This window comes from Sulfitobacter delicatus, from assembly GCF_900102535.1.
Taxonomy (GTDB): domain Bacteria; phylum Pseudomonadota; class Alphaproteobacteria; order Rhodobacterales; family Rhodobacteraceae; genus Sulfitobacter; species Sulfitobacter delicatus.
Genome location: NZ_FNBP01000004.1, coordinates 1 through 15,412 on the forward strand (window position 1 = coordinate 1; position 15,412 = coordinate 15,412).

Annotated in this window: 15 protein-coding genes; 5 read left to right on the forward strand and 10 right to left on the reverse strand. The window is 61.3% G+C overall.

What is annotated here, in order from left to right; genetic code table 11:
* The 3 genes from BLS57_RS08525 to BLS57_RS08535 form a co-directional block, all read left to right on the forward strand.
* Positions 1-270, forward strand: a 270-nt coding sequence (locus tag BLS57_RS08525) for a transposase (RefSeq protein ID WP_208597545.1), incomplete at its 5' end; no start/stop codon positions are given.
* Positions 271-335: 65 nt separating this feature from the next.
* Positions 336-590, forward strand: coding sequence for a hypothetical protein (locus BLS57_RS08530; RefSeq protein WP_244153634.1), 255 nt, complete (start codon positions 336-338; stop codon positions 588-590).
* A gap of 93 nt (positions 591-683) precedes the next feature.
* Positions 684-2,006, forward strand: coding sequence for an alpha/beta hydrolase family protein (locus tag BLS57_RS08535; protein WP_244153635.1), 1,323 nt, complete (start codon positions 684-686; stop codon positions 2,004-2,006).
* A 38-nt stretch (positions 2,007-2,044) separates the two neighbouring features.
* On the opposite strand, the gene BLS57_RS08540 is transcribed toward BLS57_RS08535, so the two are convergent.
* From BLS57_RS08540 to BLS57_RS08585, 10 genes are all read right to left on the reverse strand, one after another.
* Complete coding sequence (locus tag BLS57_RS08540; protein ID WP_093741235.1) at positions 2,045-2,500, reverse strand: DsrE family protein; 456 nt, start codon at positions 2,498-2,500, stop codon at positions 2,045-2,047.
* 149 nt (positions 2,501-2,649) lie between these two features.
* On the reverse strand, positions 2,650-4,149 hold the full coding sequence (locus tag BLS57_RS08545) for a replicative DNA helicase (RefSeq protein ID WP_093741907.1): 1,500 nt from the start codon (positions 4,147-4,149) through the stop codon (positions 2,650-2,652).
* A gap of 151 nt (positions 4,150-4,300) precedes the next feature.
* Positions 4,301-4,978, reverse strand: a complete 678-nt coding sequence (locus tag BLS57_RS08550; protein WP_093741237.1) for an orotate phosphoribosyltransferase — start codon at positions 4,976-4,978, stop codon at positions 4,301-4,303.
* A 55-nt stretch (positions 4,979-5,033) separates the two neighbouring features.
* The gene (pyrC, locus tag BLS57_RS08555) at positions 5,034-6,065 is read right to left on the reverse strand and encodes a dihydroorotase (RefSeq protein ID WP_093741239.1); all 1,032 of its coding nucleotides are present in this window, start codon (positions 6,063-6,065) and stop codon (positions 5,034-5,036) included.
* A 46-nt stretch (positions 6,066-6,111) separates the two neighbouring features.
* A complete protein-coding gene (locus tag BLS57_RS08560; protein ID WP_093741241.1) occupies positions 6,112-7,071 on the reverse strand; it encodes a phosphoadenosine phosphosulfate reductase in 960 nt (319 codons plus the stop codon).
* 139 nt (positions 7,072-7,210) lie between these two features.
* Positions 7,211-8,266 (reverse strand): glycosyltransferase family 2 protein, encoded by a 1,056-nt coding sequence (locus BLS57_RS08565; RefSeq protein ID WP_093741243.1) that lies wholly within the window; start codon positions 8,264-8,266, stop codon positions 7,211-7,213.
* Between the two features lie 4 nt (positions 8,267-8,270).
* On the reverse strand, positions 8,271-8,966 hold the full coding sequence (locus BLS57_RS08570; protein WP_093741245.1) for an FkbM family methyltransferase: 696 nt from the start codon (positions 8,964-8,966) through the stop codon (positions 8,271-8,273).
* A 3-nt stretch (positions 8,967-8,969) separates the two neighbouring features.
* The gene (locus BLS57_RS08575; protein WP_093741247.1) at positions 8,970-11,324 is read right to left on the reverse strand and encodes a glycosyltransferase family 2 protein; all 2,355 of its coding nucleotides are present in this window, start codon (positions 11,322-11,324) and stop codon (positions 8,970-8,972) included.
* A complete protein-coding gene (locus BLS57_RS08580) occupies positions 11,324-11,959 on the reverse strand; it encodes a sulfotransferase (RefSeq protein WP_093741249.1) in 636 nt (211 codons plus the stop codon). Before BLS57_RS08580 ends, BLS57_RS08575 begins: the two co-directional genes overlap by 1 nt.
* Positions 11,956-12,975 (reverse strand): glycosyltransferase family 2 protein, encoded by a 1,020-nt coding sequence (locus BLS57_RS08585; protein ID WP_093741251.1) that lies wholly within the window; start codon positions 12,973-12,975, stop codon positions 11,956-11,958. Before BLS57_RS08585 ends, BLS57_RS08580 begins: the two co-directional genes overlap by 4 nt.
* Positions 12,976-13,157: 182 nt before the next feature.
* On the opposite strand from BLS57_RS08585, the gene BLS57_RS08590 reads away from it, so the two are divergent.
* Both BLS57_RS08590 and BLS57_RS08595 read left to right on the forward strand, forming a co-directional pair.
* The gene (locus BLS57_RS08590) at positions 13,158-14,066 is read left to right on the forward strand and encodes an AAA family ATPase (RefSeq protein ID WP_093741253.1); all 909 of its coding nucleotides are present in this window, start codon (positions 13,158-13,160) and stop codon (positions 14,064-14,066) included.
* A 60-nt stretch (positions 14,067-14,126) separates the two neighbouring features.
* Complete coding sequence (locus tag BLS57_RS08595) at positions 14,127-15,389, forward strand: vWA domain-containing protein (RefSeq protein ID WP_093741255.1); 1,263 nt, start codon at positions 14,127-14,129, stop codon at positions 15,387-15,389.
* Positions 15,390-15,412: the final 23 nt, after the last annotated feature.

Genomic DNA, 15,412 nt, shown 5'->3' on the forward strand with positions numbered 1-15,412 from the left:
GCGCTGCTGACCTTCTACGACTATCCGGCGGAACACTGGAAGCACATCCGGACGTCAAACCCGATCGAGAGCACCTTCGCCACCGTCCGGCACCGCACGAAACGCACCAAAGGATGCCTCAGCCGCACGACCGGGTTGGCCATGGCCTTCAAGCTAATGATGTCAGCGCAGAAGAGATGGCGCAAACTCGATGGACAGAACCGTCTGCCCGAGATCATCCAAGGGGTTGAGTTCCGCGATGGGATCAGCCAGCTTCAAACTGCCGCCTGATCAGGCATCACCAACTTTTGCCCATATCTCATCTGACCCTGCCAAAAACCGCTGTGGAGCGTCACGTGACCCGGCTGCACAACCAGCACCACTTTCGCGACTTCAACAAGTGGTTCCACGTCAGCCCCGGCGGCGCGATCATCGACCGGGCCATGGGGACGGACATCGACGCCGAAGCGCTGAAACAGCAGCAACGTGTTGCGTTCATCCGGACCTTGGGCATGCAGCCAGACGACTCACGGCTGGTCGCAGCGCGCGCAAAATTTGCACCAAAATACGGGCTGACTGAAGCCGAGATCACCCGCGCGGCCCGCGCCTGAAGCGCAAAATGCCGTAACGTCACTTGCGGCACGCTTGCGCGAGGCCAAGACCGGTTTAGGCTGATCCCAATGAACAAAGGGAGAGGATAAACCATGCAAAAGCACTTGGGACTGACGGCGCGCGCCATGGCGCTTGGCCTTATGGGAACCGCCGCCGCGGCGGAGAACCGTGTTGATCGGCAACTGCCAAACGCGCCAGAGCTAGCGGCCTATGGCGACCATGCCGTGGGCATGCGCACCTTGGAGATGACCAACCCCGATCAGATCGACATCCTCGCCATTGATCCAGCCGTGGACAAGCCCGACGAGATGCCGCGCTATGACCGCCCGCTGACGGTTGAGATGTACTACCCAGCTGCCGAGGGCGCCGAGGGCGAGACGACCTTCAAGACCTTCCTGCGTGACGGCACCACCGAAGTGACGCTGGAGGGGCAGGCCATGCGCGACGTGGACCCTGCGACGGGTGAGACCTTCCCGCTGGTGCTGATCAGCCATGGCTACCCCGGCAACCGCTATCTGCTGTCGCATCTGACTGAGAACCTTGCGTCCAAAGGCTATGTCGTGGCCTCAATTGATCACACCGACAGCACCTACCGCACGCAGGCCGCCTTTGGCTCGACGCTGGTGAACCGGTCGCTGGACCAATTGTTCGTGCTGGAACAGATGGCCCAGAAAAGCGCCGAGGGGGCTGAGTTTGCCGGGCTTTATGACGCTGAGAACACCGGGCTGATCGGCTACTCGATGGGCGGCTACGGCGCGATTATCACCGCCGGGGGCGGAGTGACAGAAACCTCTGTCGGCTACACATGGGGTGGGCCGCATGGCACGTTGGGCATTCATCAGGCAGGCTCTGACAGCCACAACGAACTGCCCGATCCGCGCATCAAGACCGCCGTGGCTTTTGGCCCTTGGGGGATGAACCGGGGCTTTTGGGACGCCGAAGGGCTGGCCGGGGTGCAAATCCCGATGCTCTTTATCGCAGGCTCGCAGGACGATACCTCGCTTTATGAAAAAGGCGTGCGGGCGATCTGGGAGAATACCTCGAACGTCGACCGCGCTTTGCTGACCTATATGAACGCAGGGCATAATGCAGGCGCGCCGATGCCCGCGCCTCAGGAGTCCTATTACTTCAACGAAGACAAGGGCTTTAACATTTCCGAGCACTACACGGATGCGGTGTGGGACACCGCGCGAATGAACAACATCGCACAGCATTTCGTGACCGCTTGGCTTGATAATCACCTGAAGGGTGAAGCCGAAAAGGCCAGTTATCTGGATCTGGTTGAGGATTCGAACGCCGGGGTCTGGTCTCAGGCCGAAGATGGGACCGACAAAGAAGACCACAGCTATTGGAGGGGGTTCCCCGAGGGGACGGCCAAAGGGCTGATGTATGAGACCCGCGCAGCGGGCGAATAACCAGCGGATCGCCCGGGGCCAGCCCCGGGCGGTGCCATTTAGGGTTTGATGTAGGTGTAACCCATCTGTTGCAGGCGCGAGAGTTCTGCCACGCCGGAGGGCACGATGTCTTCTTCCCAAACGTCGTAGAGATCGTTCTCGTAGCTGATCTTGCGGCCCTTCAGGGTGTTGTTGCAGACGTGGAAGTTGACGTTTTGCCCTTTGAGCGATGAGACGCTGGTCTGCATTTTGTCGTTGCCCTTGGCGTCTGCCAGCAAGCTGACCCCATTGCCGTGGAGAACGACTTTGATTTCCATATTCTCAGCACCCACGGCGTTGATATGGTTTTGGATATTGCGCATGGCCCCTAGGTGTTTTTTGGACCCTTCGCCGCCTTCATAGTTGATGTGATAAACGACCTTTTGCTTGCCGTAGCGCTCGCTCTCTTCGGCCTGAACGGCAAAGGCGAGGCTGGTGGCCAGTAAAACGCAAAGCGCGCGGATAAAGTTTGTCATGTGGTTCCTCCCAAGTTGACTGCAGGTGCGGACGCGCTGCGTCCGACCGACCCTGTCAGCTTATCAAAGGAGAGTGGCAATCCAAGATTTTATTCACAGATGCGAATTTATGCGTGGATTGGCATGATTGACCGCGCCGGCGGGCGGGATCAGAACTCCTGATCGTCGCCGCCACCCTGCTGCCATGGCTGTACAAGGTTGCCAAAGCGGGTAAATTTGCCCTCAAAGCTGAGGTCCACGGTGCCGATGGGTCCGTGACGCTGCTTGCCGATCACCACCTCGGCGCGGCCGTGCAGACGTTCCATTTCTTCCTGCCAAGCCGCCATCTTATCAAGCTCGTGATCGCCCGGCTTCTCGCGTTCCTTGTAGTATTCCTCGCGGTACACAAACATCACCACATCGGCATCCTGCTCGATCGAGCCCGATTCACGCAGGTCCGAGAGCTGCGGGCGCTTATCTTCGCGGCTTTCGACCTGACGCGACAGCTGCGACAGGGCGATCACCGGGATGTCGAGTTCCTTGGCAATGGCCTTGAGCCCCATGGTGATTTCCGAGATTTCGTTCACCCGGTTTTCCGATTTGCCCGTGCCGCGCACCAGCTGAAGGTAGTCGATGATCAGCACATCAAGCCCATGGGTCCGCTTGAGCCGCCGCGCACGGGCGGCGAGCTGGCTGATGGGCAGGGCGGGTGTGTCGTCGATGAAGAGCGGGCAGGCTTCCAGCGCCTTGGCGGCGTCGACAAAACGGCGGAACTCGGTTTCGGTCATGTCACCGGAGCGGATCTGCTGGCTAGGGATTTCGGCAGCTTCTGAAAGGATACGCGCGGCGAGCTGTTCGGCGCTCATTTCCAAGCTGTAGAAACCCACGACCCCGCCATCAATCGCGCCTTCAGTCCCGTCGGGCTTCATCCCGCGCTTGTAAGCCTTTGCCACGTTGAACGCAATATTGGTCGCGAGCGAGGTTTTCCCCATCGACGGACGCCCCGCGAGGATCAGAAGGTCAGAGCGGTGCAAACCGCCTAGTTTCTTGTCCATGTCGATCAAGCCGGTCGAGACACCTGACAGGCCACCGTCCCGCTGGTAAGCCGCGTTGGCCACGTTAACCGCATCGGTGACAGCCTTGAGGAAGGACTGAAAGCCGCTTTCGACCTGCCCCTGTTCGGCCAGCTTGTAAAGCTCCTGCTCGGCCTCGACGATCTGCTCGCGTGGCTCTGACGCCACATCGACCTGCGCCGCCTTTGACGAGATATCGCGGCCCAGTTGGATGAGGTCACGGCGCACGGCGAGGTCATAGATCATCTGCGCATAGTCACGCACGGCAAAGGCACTGATCGCGGCACCCGCAAGGCGGGCGAGATAGGCCGGGCCGCCGAGCTCCTTCAGACCTTCATCGTCTTCCATGAAGGCTTTGAGGGTGACGGGCGAGGCAAGGTTGTTCTTGGCGATCCGCTGGGCGGCGATGTCAAAGATGCGGGCGTGGACCGGCTCGTAGAAATGCTTTGGGCCAATGACAGAGGCGACGCGGTCGTAGACGTCATTGTTGGTCAGAATCGCGCCCAAAAGCTGCTGCTCGGCCTCAATCGAATGCGGCATCGTTTCAGCGGCCTGAACAGCCAATTGGTTCGCGTTTAGCGATGTAATCTCGTTCATGACCTCACCCATATCTGCCCAGAGGGTCGTCTTAACCAGTGGGGCGGCGCGGCGCAAATTGTATGTTTCTGTGGATATCTGTGCAAACACATGCGCCCACCACATCTTGCCTTGTGCCGGGCGCTTGCGTCAACATCTGGCGCAAAAGGGTTTAATTTTTGCGGGAATCTTGCCACTCGCGGGGGGCGTTAAGGAAGGCTTCGACTTCGCTCAGCGTGGCCGTATCGAAGGCGTTCTGCGCGCGGGCTTCGGCCAGCACGTCCCACCATGTGCAGAGCGTGTGCAGGCTAACGCCATGGTCGCCAAGGGTCTTTTCGGTCTGCGGGAAAATGCCGTAGTGGAAGATCACGGCGGTATGCGCGCAGGTGGCCCCGGTTTCACGAATCGCGTCAACGAAGCTGAGTTTCGAGCCGCCGTCGGTGGTCAGGTCCTCAACAAGCAGCACGCGCTGGCCTTCGGTCATCTCGCCTTCGATCCGGGCGTTGCGGCCGTAGCCTTTGGGCTTTTTGCGCACATAGGTCATTGGCAGGGCCATGCGCTCGGCCACCATGGCAGCGAAGGGAATGCCTGCGGTTTCGCCGCCCGCGATATTGTCGAAGGCCTCGAAGCCCGCGTTGCGCATCACGGTGACGGTGAGGAAATCCATCAGGGTGGCGCGGATGCGCGGGTAGGAGATCAGCTTGCGGCAGTCGATATAGGTCGGGCTGGGCAGGCCCGAGGCCAGCGTGAAGGGCTCGTCTGCGTTGAAATGCACCGCGCCGATCTCCAGCAACATGCACGCGGTGAGGCGGGCCATTTCTTCGGGGCTGGGGTGGCTGGTGGGGATCATTTCAAGCGTCCTTGGCTGGGGAGAGGTCGGATAGGTATTTAAGAAAGGATGAAGATTAGGAGGTCCAGTGCAGATCGAAACCGGGGTCGAAGACCGTGACCGGGCCGTCGGGGGTGTCGATGCTGGAGGGATGCTGGGGGGCTTCGCGGCGCATGGTGATGCGCGTCTCGTTTGGCGGCAGGCCGTAGAAGGCGGGGCCGTTAAGCGAGGTAAAGGCTTCGAGGTTGTCGAGGGCACCGTCGTCTTCAAAGACTTGGGCGAGGATCGATAGGGTGTTGGGTGCGGTGAAACAGCCGGCGCAGCCGCAGGGTTGCAGTTTGGCGCCATCGGTATGGGGTGCGCTGTCGGTGCCGAGGAAGAAGCGGGCATCGCCGGAGGTGGCAGCGACGCGCAGGGCGAGGCGGTGGGTTTCGCGTTTGGCGACGGGCAGGCAGTAGTAATGCGGACGGATGCCGCCGGCGAGGATGTGGTTGCGGTTGATTACGAGGTGGTGGGTTGTGATCGTGGCCGCAAGGCCGCTGTCGGCGCTGCGCACGTAGTCAGCAGCGTCGGCGGTGGTGATATGTTCCATGATGACGCGCAAGTTGGGATGGGCGCGGCGGATCGGGTCGAGGACGCGGTCGATGAAGACGGCTTCGCGGTCGAAGATGTCGATTTCGCTGTCGGTAACCTCGCCGTGGGTGCAGAGCGGCAAGCCGATCTCGGCCATGCGGTCGAGCACGGGGGCGACTTTGTCGAAGTTGGACACGCCGCTGGCGGAATTGGTGGTGGCGCCGGCGGGGTAGAGTTTGACGGCGTGGATCAGACCCTCGGCATGGGCGCGGGCGACGTCGTCGGGGTCCGTGTCCTCGGTTAGGTAGAGGGTCATTAGCGGGGTGAAATCCGCGCCTTCGGGCAGGGCTGCCATGATCCGCTCGCGGTAGGCGGCGGCTTGGGCGCCGGTGACCACGGGGGGCACGAGATTTGGCATGATGATGGCGCGGGCGAAATCGCGGGCGCTATGGGGCAGCACGGCGCGCAGCATGTCGCCGTCGCGCAGGTGCAGGTGCCAGTCGTCGGGACGGCGGATCGTGATGCTTTGGGTCATGGGCGCGGGGCTAGCACAGCGCGGGGCCGCGCGCCAGATTGAAAACCTAGCCGGCGGCGGCGCGGGCTTCTTCGAGACGTGCGGCGCGGCGGGCGCGGATGCGCTCCAGACGTCGCGCGAAACGCGGCGCGTTCATGCGGGCGGTGACATTTGCATAGAGGGCTTCGAGCAGTTCCTCGCGGCCCGCACTGTTAAGCGCGTGAGCGAGGTTGCGCAGATAGGGCAGGTAATCGCGCCGGGCCCGGTAAAGGGCGGCGAAGCGCGTGGTGTCGAGCGTGTCATCGGCGGCGGCTTGCAGCAGCGGGTCGAGTTGATCAAGCTCCAGCAAATCGGTCTGCAGCGCGTCGCCCATCCGCGGCATCCGCAGCTTGGTCACATTGGGTCGGGTAAAGAGCGCCGCATGCATCGCGTCGAGGGTTTCTTTCGGATCATAGAGCACAAAGGCGCGGGCGGCGGCATCGAGCATGTCGGGTGCATAGCCGTAGCGCGATGTGAAATCGTGGATGCGCATGTCCGTGAAGCGGTCGTCCCATTCGGTGATACGCGGGTCGAGCGTCGCTTGCGGCTGGACGGCGACCACGGCGGCGCCAGGGGCCGCGACGGAATAGGCGGCGGCGGCATAGGCGCAGGGGCCAGCACCGTAGAAGAGCACTTGGTCGAATTCGTCAAAGAAACCGTCGTCAATCAGCCGGTCGAAATAGGCATAGACTTCTTCTGCGCGGAACCATGTGTCGCCATCGCTTGCGATACAAAGATGCGACCAGTCGTGGTTGCGCACCATGTCCCAGCCCAGAGGCTGCGCCTTGTCCGACAGAGCATGCATGCCCTGATAGGTCTCAAAGGTGACGAGCAGAGTGGTTTCGCGTTCGATAAAGGCGGAGAAGTGCTTTTTGCCCAGCGATTGGAAATAGCCGTCTTCTTCGGCGACAGCCTCAATCGCGCGCAACCATTTGCGTTTCGGCAGATCTGCCAGTGAGCTTTCGATCGTCAGCGTCTCGCTTGGCATTGGGCACCCTCGACTGTTGCGGGCGGAGGAGACCCCGCCTGTTCCTGCTTGGTCTAGAGGGATAATAGGGCAAAAATGCGGAAAATCCGTGCGAATTTGAAGAGAATGTGACGGCAGGCCGGGGGCGCGGGGCTGCGCTTTAGCTTTCGCCCGCCTCGGATTGCCGGGCCAGATTGGCGTGGCGGATCATGAAACGTGCGGCTTTCGCGGTCACCGGGCGGCTTGGCGGCGTCATCAGCAGGCGGCCAAAGAGCGCGCGGAAGGGTTCGCGTTGCATGAGCGCATCAAAGCGGGCACGACGCCAATTGACCGCCTGCGCGTGTAGTTCAGCGAGTTGGGAATCGGCCATGAGGGCAGTTAACGCACGGCCCCGCGCCTCTGCCGTGGCCATGATGGACGTGTCGCTTTCAGTGCTGAAGTTCCGCTCGACCCAATAATCCAGCCCGAGCATGTGATCGCTATGCACTGCGCGGCCTCGGTCGGCTTTAAGGACATAGGTCTCCATCGCGCCTAAGGGGTAGTGGTTGATCTGCGCCAGCCCGTGGTTCTCTCGCCCGAAGTTGGAGAAAATGCGTCTGGTTTTAAAGTCATCCGGCAGGGGGCGGCCATGGCTGTCGAACCATCGAGCCTGTTCGAGGCGTGCCGGGTCAGGATCCCGGGGGCGGTGGACGCCCGGTTTGGCGTAGGTGCCGTCGTTGCGGTAAAGCGTTTTGAACATCGCCGCACGCCATGGCCAGTGCATGACAGCGGGGGCGGCGCGGGTGAAGGTCTCTGTCACCGGGCGGTCTTCATAGCGAACTTGGCCGGCATTGCCGAACAGCCGCCATGTCAATGTGATCGCTGTGGCTTCGGGCAGGGCGGTGTGCAGCGCTGTGAGACTGTGATCGCCGCAGTGGATGTTCACGAATTCATCGACGTCCAGCGGCAGAATCCACTGCGCCTCGCGCACCACCTCCATCTTCGCAGCAGTTTTGAGCGCGGTGAACTGGATGCCCCCTTTGTCGTAAGGACCGTCGTTACGGACATGGGTAACGTGGCCCAACTCCTGCAACCGGTCGAGCATGCTGTCCGTGCCATCGTCGCAATCGTTGGAAAAGACCAGCACATTGTCAAAGCCAATGGCGCGGTGATGGGCGAGCCATTCCAGCAGAAAGGCCGCTTCGTTGCGCACGCAGAGGATCGCGAGGTGAGTCACGCAGCTACCAATCTCGCCGGAAGCTGACGACTTTGTTTTGCGAGCCGCGGTGGTAATAGGCGAGTCCCGCAGACATGAAGGCGGAGAAAACTTTGTTCACACCTTCGGGCCCGATCCACTGCGGATGCAGTTCGATGATTGCCGCGCGCAGGTTTGATAGGTTGAGCGCGGGGATGAGATCGACCTCGGCCCCTTCGATGTCGCAGATCAGGACGTTTGGTTTAAGATCATCGAAGACCGCATCGGCGTCGAGCACGTCAATCTGGTGCGTCTGTGGCGGCTCTTCCCCCTCAAACCGGGTCATGGAGGAAGACAGAATATCATCACGGACATGGAAATCGACCTGGCCCGCTTCGGCACCGAGGATGGCATGGGTGACCTCGGCATTGTCCAACCCATTAGCCCGATGCACGCGCCGGATATAGGGGATCAGAGCCGGGTTTGCCTCGAAGGAATGGACGGAGGCCACCTTGCGCTTGCTCGCGACCAAGGTGGACATATAGCCGACCCCCGCGCCCAATTCGATGACGCGGTCACCTTCGCGCACCACGCGGAGCGCGGCCTCGCTTTCTTTCGCCTCGTAATTGTTCTGCCGAAGCATCTTGCGCAAGCGACCGCGTAGGATGGCAGGATCGTCCGGAAACTTCATCCCGCGCGAGAATATGAAATTCTCTTTCGGCGCAGTGGCTTGATCACTCATGGCTCAGCTTTCCATATCGAGGGCGAGCGCATAGGCCACGCGCTCTGTCGCGGTGAGGTCGATGGCCAAAGACTGGCGGTACAGGTCTTGGAACTCGGGGTTCTGGTGCAATTCTTCTGCTTTGGCGCGGTGCCAAGCGCAGCCCGCGTCATGCAAACCGCGCAGGCGGGTATCGGCGAACAAGCGGTCCATCTCGGCCCGCAACCGAGGCAGGTTGCGCTGGATCGAGACATCGCGGTGGTCGTTCCAATCCATGCGGATCCAGTAATTCAGTCCAATCGAGCGGTCCACATGCAACGCCCGTCCGCGTTGCCGTTTAATAAGAAAGGACTCTGCCGAGCGCAGCGCATAGTGATTGAGTTGCAGCAGGTCATAGCCAATGTTGCTCTTGGACGACCGCCAGCCGTTGTTCAGTGCGTCCTTGGTCATGTCCTGACCCGAGCCGTTCACCCATTTGACCGACGCCGCAGCGGCTTCATCAAGTTTGTTGGGGCGGTGGCAGGAAATCTTGGCGTAAGCGCCGATGTTGCGCGAGAGGGTTTTGTAGCCCCAGACCGTATGGGGTTTGGGGCAAAAGCTCGGCGCGGCACTGTCGAATTGTTCGATCACCGGTGCATCAGAAAGCCCTGTGACGCCGTTATGACCAAAAAGCCGCCAAGTCATCGCGACATTGGTGGCGTCCGGCACGGCGGCAAAGAAATCGTCAAGCGTGCCATTGCCGGTGCGGATATTAACGAACTCATCCACATCGATATGCGCGAACCAGTCGGCATTCTGGATCAACGGCTCCTTCATCGAGCGGTTCAGCGCATGTTGCTGGGGGGAGTTGCCTTTCCAATTGTCATTATTGCGGTGCTGAAGGATATCCATCTCTTGCAACCGATCCAGCAAGGCATCCGTGCCGTCAGAGCAGCCATTGGTGTAGATTAGGAAATTGTCGAAACCGATGGCGCGGTGATAGGCGACCCATTCAATGATATAGGGTGCCTCGTCTTTCATACAGCCGACGATGACATTGCCACTGCGCCCCGGAGCGAGGTTGCGCGGCGGGGCGGGGGCATAGGGCGCGGCAGGCTTGTCTTCGCCTTCTGGTGCCGCGCCGTTGTGAGGGCGGAACGGGCTGCTCAGGATCATTTCGTGGTTCACTTTGATCCGGTTCAGCAATTGCGCATTCTCCGCCTGCCGGTCAGCAGAGGTTTCCGGCCCGAGCAGCATGGCCTCGAACTTTGCCCCAGAGCGGCGCGCGGTTTCCGCATCCGCACGTTTCTGGGCGAGCGGTATCGCAGTGGTTCTGATCCGGTGCGCAAATGCGGTGAGATACTGCGTTGCACGGAACCCGAAACCGGGGTCAGGCTCCACCCATGTGGGTGCAGCAGCGTCGGGGGTGAGCGCGTCTTGCAAAGCGGGAAAGCGCGCAACCAGTTCAGCATTATCGGCTGCGAAATGGTCCGAGATCGGGGCTAGGCTGCCCGGCGAAAGGGGCGCGCCGTCGATCTGCAAAGCCTGCAACATCTGGCTCCACGTGCTGCGCGGGCAGGAGATATCATGAACCTGAAGGTAGCGGATCAACACGTCATTAAACTGACGCATCCGCGCAATCCAAGGGTCGGGCAGGGCGGGGGGGAGCCGCCCCGGTTCGACAGGGCCGAGCGGGGAGTCGAGTTCGAGCAAATCGTCGAGCTCTGCCGCGCCATGGGCCGTGTAAAGTTGGTCCAGATCGAGCGGGCGGAACGATAACTTCTCAGCGCCGAAGGCCTCAGCCCAATGGCGGTGCAAGGCTCTGTAATCAAGCCAGAACGGCGCGTTCTGGATATCTGGAAAGAGGCCAAAGTCAGGGGCGCCGTCGCGCTTTTCGAGCGACGCCTGCCACCAGTCGTCGGTTCCCACGAGCGCCAGTTCTAGTTGCAATGTATGGCGGCGGCCTTCTGTCACCGCAAAGGCGTATTGCGCCGCGAGCAGCCGGGCCTGTTCATCCACATGCGCGACGACGCGGATGTCATCGAAATGAGGTGCGAGCAGCGCATGCAGGCGTTCGATCTCTGCTGGACTCGACAGGAGATTGCCAAGCTGTGCGGCGCTGAACACCACATGCTGTGCTGTCGTGTCTGCCAGATCACGTGGGATCAGCGCGGCGAATTCATCGCGCAGTGTCGCTCCTACGAGCGCACTGTCCAGCCCCCGGCGATAGCGCAGCAACCCTACGGCGTCCGGCTCAGCACAGGCCGCATAAAGCCGTACATGGTTCCACTCCGCCGCAAGAATGCCGCGTTTGTGCAGCGCCTCCCGGTGCTGGCTGAGCATATTGCGCAACCGCGCCGCGCCCTTTTCAGTCGGGCCGATCAGAAGGGTCAGACGCATTATCCAGCCTCCGCAGAAGCAGGTTTACCACTGTTGCTCTGGCCCCACCAAGGCAGATCAATGCCTAGGTAGTCCGCGATCCGATCCCGCGCGCCGGGGTCTTCGATGTCAAACTCCAGAAAGTTGTCACAGCCCTGAAAGACCCGTCGGCAGAACGCATAATGCGCCCCGATCCAGCGGGCGAGTTCGTCCTCCGACCGGCCAAAGCCACGGGGCAGGCCCGGCACATCCGCGGCCGGCAAGCGCCGGCGGCCCAGATTGTTCCAGCGCATCATACTATTGGCCGTCTTAGCCGGATCGCGGTGTGACAGCAGAAATTTGACCTCGGGGTGATGGGTCTGGATGGCACTCAACACGCCGTAGTCGGTCTGCGGCCACAGGCTGCGGTCATGGCGCACGGCGCTCATCTCATTGACCACATCGAACTCCCCCAGCCGCGCCAAAGGGTCGCCGCTGTCGAAGTAATCCGCATAGATGATCCGCCCCACATGCTCGCCTAGCATATCTTCGCGGCGGCTCTGCCCCTTGCGAATACGCCAATCCGCCACCGTCAGCCCCGCATGGCGCAGCGCGTCGGTAAGCGTGGTGGTGCCAGTCTTGGGCAGACCCAGATTAATGATACGCGGACCGGTCATGTCAGGCCGATCTCTTCGCGCAAATTGGCTTCGGCAGCGCCATATGGGCTGGCCGCGCGCAACTGGTCGCGCATCTCGCGGTAGGTCGGATCAGCGAGCAATGCATCCCGCCGCGCACGGTGGGCCGCGACCGCAGCCGCATGTAAGTCGGCGATACCCGGCAATTCCGCAAGCCGCGCCATTTCCTCTTTCAATGCGGGCAGATAGCGCAGAATGCTCTCATCGCGCCAAGCAGCATCATTGCGGTCGCGCCAATAGCTGTCGTCAAAGGCGCGATGCTCGCGGTTTACATCGCCGCGGTCGTTTTTAACCAGATAGCTGTCGAGCGAGCGCAACGCATAGTGGTTCAACGTCGCAAAACGCCGCGCCCCACGGGCGGGAAAGGCACGGATGCGGCGTTTGTTGGCAGCACTTTGGAACCGGGGCGGCACCTGCCGTCCGGCACCGTCGGTCCAATGCGGTTGGTGCTTGCTGTCGTCGTGAAAGGGCCGATGCGCGCCATAGTAGCCAAGCGGGAAATCCTGTCGGACAAGGCTCTTCACCTCAATCGCTGTCTCGGCACCCCAGATGTCAGGATTATGGCTGTAGGGAAACTGCGCGATAATCGGGGCGTCGACAAATTCTTCAACTCCGCCATTGGCAAAGAACTGGAAACTGACCGAGATCGCCTGCGGATGACCACAGGCTTTGATCAGCGCCGGGATCGTATGGTCGCCCACATGGATGTTCAGAAACTCATCTACGTCAGCCACCCAGGCCCAATCGGCCTCCTTCACCACCGCATGACGCCGCGCATCCTTGAGCGCTTGCATCTGGTAATTGCGATTGGTGGCAGGGTTCGGCAAATGTGTGACAATGCCATGCTCTTGCAGACGGTCGAGCAACTGGTCCGTCCCATCGCTGCAATCGTTGGAATAAAACAAAAAGTCGCTCACCCCGATCACCCGGTTGAAAGCGATCCATTCCAGCAGGAAGGGCCCTTCGTTCTTCACGCAGGTTACTGCCGTGATGCGCATATCAGGCCGCGCCTCGGCGGCATGTGCTCTTGCTCTGTGCCATATCTGCCCCTGTGGCCTCGTTGTTCTCGATGACCGTCAATTATTGGTTAAGACTATGGCATTGAGGGCAATTCGCGTCAATTGGCGCGGCGCGTGTCTGCCCCCTTGACGGCGGGAGACGGGAATGCACCACTGGCCTCATGAAAAACATTGATACCATCGACGCGGTTCAAGAGATGCTAAGCGCGCAAGGCTATGTCTGCGACCGCGCACTTGGCGTGGTGGTCTTCCTCAGCCTCACCCTAGGCCGCCCCCTATTTCTCGAAGGCGAGGCGGGCGTGGGCAAGACCGAGATCGCCAAAGCTCTCGCCTCTGGGCTGGGCCGACGGCTGATCCGCCTGCAATGCTACGAAGGGCTTGACGCTTCCAGCGCCGTCTATGAATGGAATTTCCCGGCGCAGATGGTCGCGATCCGCACGGCAGAGGCAGGCGGCGGCGCAGACCGCAAGGCGCTGACCCAAGAGCTCTTCAGCGACGACTACCTTATCGAGCGCCCGCTGTTGGAGGCCCTCCGCCCCGATCCCGCCGGCCCGCCGGTGTTGCTGATTGACGAACTGGACCGTACCGATGCCCCCTTCGAAGCCTTCCTGCTCGAAGCGCTCAGCGACTTTCAGGTCACGATCCCCGAGCTTGGCACCATCAGCGCCCCTGAGCCGCCCATTGTCATCCTGACCTCTAACCGCACGCGGGAGGTGCATGACGCACTCAAGCGACGTTGCCTGTATCACTGGGTCGACTACCCCGATGCCGAACGCGAAATGGCCATCCTGTCCGCTCGCGCACCGGAGGCAGCAACGGCACTCAGCCGAGAGGTCGTGGCATTCGTCCAACAACTGCGCACCGAAGACCTATTTAAGAAACCGGGCGTGGCTGAAACGATTGACTGGGCCAAATGCCTGCTCGCGCTTGACGTCACGACCCTAAGCCCCGAAGTGATCGCGGACACCCTCGGCGCTGTGCTGAAATACCAAGACGACATCGCCAAACTACAGGGGTCCGAGGCCGCACGCATTCTAGAGCAAGCCCGTGCCTCTCTAGCCCCCGCATGATGCTCTTTTTGGCCAAAAATACTTCGGAGGTTTGGAGGCAGCGCCTCCAATCAGCCATTCATGGCTGAACAACTCCCCCTTGATTTGCCGGACGATCCGAAACTTGCCGGCAATATTACCCATTTCGCCCGCGCCCTGCGCCGTGCGGGCCTATCGATCGGGCCGGGCCGGGTGGTGGAGGCGGTGCAGGCGGTGGCTGCGGTCGGTTTTACAAGCCGCCGCGATTTCTACTGGACGCTCCATGCCTGCTTTGTCAGCCGCCCCGAGCACGCACGGGTTTTCGCGCAGATCTTCCGTCTCTATTGGCGGGACCCGCGGTATCTGGAGCATATGATGGCGGCCATGCTGCCTGCGATCCGGGGCGTGCAGGAAGACCGGCCTGCCACCCCGGCGGAGAAACGCGCGGCGGAGGCTTTGCTAGATGGGGCCGAAGCGCCAGAGGCCGAAGGCCAGTTGGAACCTGAGGAAACGCTGGTCGAGGTTGATGCCAGCCTCACAATGTCCGCGCGCGAACGGTTGCGCAGCCTTGATTTCGAACAGATGAGCCTAGCCGAGATGGCGGAGGCGAAGCGGATGTTGGCGCGGTTGGAACTGCCTGTGCCGCCCATGCCAAGCCGTCGTGGCATTGCTTCGGCACGTGGGCGGATCGACGTGCCCCGCTCAATGAAAGCCGCGCTCAGACGTGGGGGCGAGATGGAGCGGCTATATCGCATGAAGCCGCGTGAGCGCTATCCCAACCTCGTCGTGCTCTGCGACATCTCGGGTTCTATGAGCCAATACAGCCGGGTGATCCTGCATTTCCTGCATGCGGTCGCGAACCGTAAAGGCGCGGGCTGGGCGCAGGTGCATGGGTTCACCTTTGGCACCCGGCTCACAAATATCACGCGCCATCTCACCACGCGGGACGTTGATGCAGCCTTAGCCGCGGCGGGAGCGCAGGCGCAGGATTGGGAGGGCGGTACCCGAATTGGCAGCGCCTTGGCCGCCTTTAATCGCGACTGGTCGCGCAGGGTCATGGGGCAGGGGGCGGTTGTGCTGCTGATCACCGACGGGCTGGATCGGGATGACCCGATGGAACTGGCGCGGCAGATGCAGCGGTTGCAGCTTAGCGCAGGCCGGGTGATTTGGCTGAACCCGCTGCTCAGGTGGGACGGCTTTGCGCCGAAGGCGGCGGGGATCCGGGCGATAATGCCCTATGTCGACAGTTTTCGGGCGGGGCATTCGATTGCGTCTTTGGAAGCGCTGGCCGAAGCGATCTCAAAGCCTGATGATCTGGGGGAGAAGGCGCGAATGATGGCAGGAATGGCGTCCGAGGGAGGATGACAGGGGGGGGTGGCTGCGGGTCT

Excerpts from the sequence above, each read along its gene's own strand:
- BLS57_RS08540 (WP_093741235.1), bottom strand. The coding sequence starts at position 2,500 with ATGACAAACTTTATCCGCGCGCTTTGCGTTTTACTGGCCACCAGCCTC.
- BLS57_RS08535 (WP_244153635.1), top strand. The coding sequence starts at position 684 with ATGCAAAAGCACTTGGGACTGACGGCGCGCGCCATGGCGCTTGGCCTT.
- BLS57_RS08580 (WP_093741249.1), bottom strand. The coding sequence starts at position 11,959 with ATGACCGGTCCGCGTATCATTAATCTGGGTCTGCCCAAGACTGGCACC.
- BLS57_RS08550 (WP_093741237.1), bottom strand. The coding sequence starts at position 4,978 with ATGATCCCCACCAGCCACCCCAGCCCCGAAGAAATGGCCCGCCTCACC.
- BLS57_RS08575 (WP_093741247.1), bottom strand. The coding sequence starts at position 11,324 with ATGCGTCTGACCCTTCTGATCGGCCCGACTGAAAAGGGCGCGGCGCGG.
- BLS57_RS08560 (WP_093741241.1), bottom strand. The coding sequence starts at position 7,071 with ATGCCAAGCGAGACGCTGACGATCGAAAGCTCACTGGCAGATCTGCCG.
- BLS57_RS08590 (WP_093741253.1), top strand. The coding sequence starts at position 13,158 with ATGAAAAACATTGATACCATCGACGCGGTTCAAGAGATGCTAAGCGCG.
- BLS57_RS08570 (WP_093741245.1), bottom strand. The coding sequence starts at position 8,966 with ATGAGTGATCAAGCCACTGCGCCGAAAGAGAATTTCATATTCTCGCGC.
- BLS57_RS08585 (WP_093741251.1), bottom strand. The coding sequence starts at position 12,975 with ATGCGCATCACGGCAGTAACCTGCGTGAAGAACGAAGGGCCCTTCCTG.
- BLS57_RS08545 (WP_093741907.1), bottom strand. The coding sequence starts at position 4,149 with ATGAACGAGATTACATCGCTAAACGCGAACCAATTGGCTGTTCAGGCC.
- BLS57_RS08595 (WP_093741255.1), top strand. The coding sequence starts at position 14,127 with ATGGCTGAACAACTCCCCCTTGATTTGCCGGACGATCCGAAACTTGCC.
- pyrC (WP_093741239.1), bottom strand. The coding sequence starts at position 6,065 with ATGACCCAAAGCATCACGATCCGCCGTCCCGACGACTGGCACCTGCAC.